Source organism: Streptomyces alkaliphilus, from assembly GCF_014141535.1.
Lineage (GTDB): Bacteria > Actinomycetota > Actinomycetes > Streptomycetales > Streptomycetaceae > Streptomyces > Streptomyces alkaliphilus.
The window spans coordinates 1-702 of record NZ_VKHT01001578.1; the positions used below are offsets into that span (position 1 = coordinate 1).

The 702-nt window shown below is 79.9% G+C and carries 1 pseudogene; it reads left to right on the forward strand.

The annotated features are described in order from the left end of the window. Positions 1-91: 91 nt before the first annotated feature. Positions 92-702, forward strand: a pseudogene (locus tag FNQ90_RS25780) (hypothetical protein); the annotation flags it as partial.

Consider the following 702-nt stretch of genomic DNA (forward strand, 5'->3'; position numbering starts at 1 on the left):
CGCCGCGAGCGCGGCGGTCCCCCCGGTCGGGGCACCCCCGGCGGCGGCGCCCGGTCCGGAAACCGAGGCTCCCACCGAGCTGCTGCCGCCCGTGGCGGCGCGCGCCGGCGCTGCCCCGACCGTCCCGGGGCCCACCGTCGACCACGGCCCGGGGACGGCGGTGCCGGCCACCTTCGCGGGTGACGCCCACGGCGGGTCCGAGGGCCACGGGGAGCACGACGCACCCGGCGGGCGGGGCGCCCGACGCGGCGGTCGCTTCGCCGGCATCCGGGAGACCGCACTGGCGGGCACCCGGCGGAACATGGCCGGCGCCGGCGCCGGTGCCCTGCTGGTCGCCGTCCTCGGCACCGTCGTCGGGCTGGGCCTGACCGGTGGGGAGGCCGAGGAGCCGCCGGGGACCAACCGTCCCGACACCACCGCCCCCGACACCGGTTACACCGACGGGGGCACCGGGGCCGAGCCGGTCGGGGAGACCGAGGAGGAGGACACCGAGGGCACGGACGAGGAACCGGCCGAGCCGATCCAACCCGCGAACTCCGAGCCGGAGCCCGAGCAGTCGCCCTCCCCGGACCTCCCGGGGGAGACGAACGACGCGCCGGGAACGCCCACCGCGCCGGCGGACACGCCCTCGGGCACCGCCGGTACCGGAGAGGGCGGTGGCGGCGGAGAGGAAACCGGGGGCACGACCACCCAGCCGGGCAC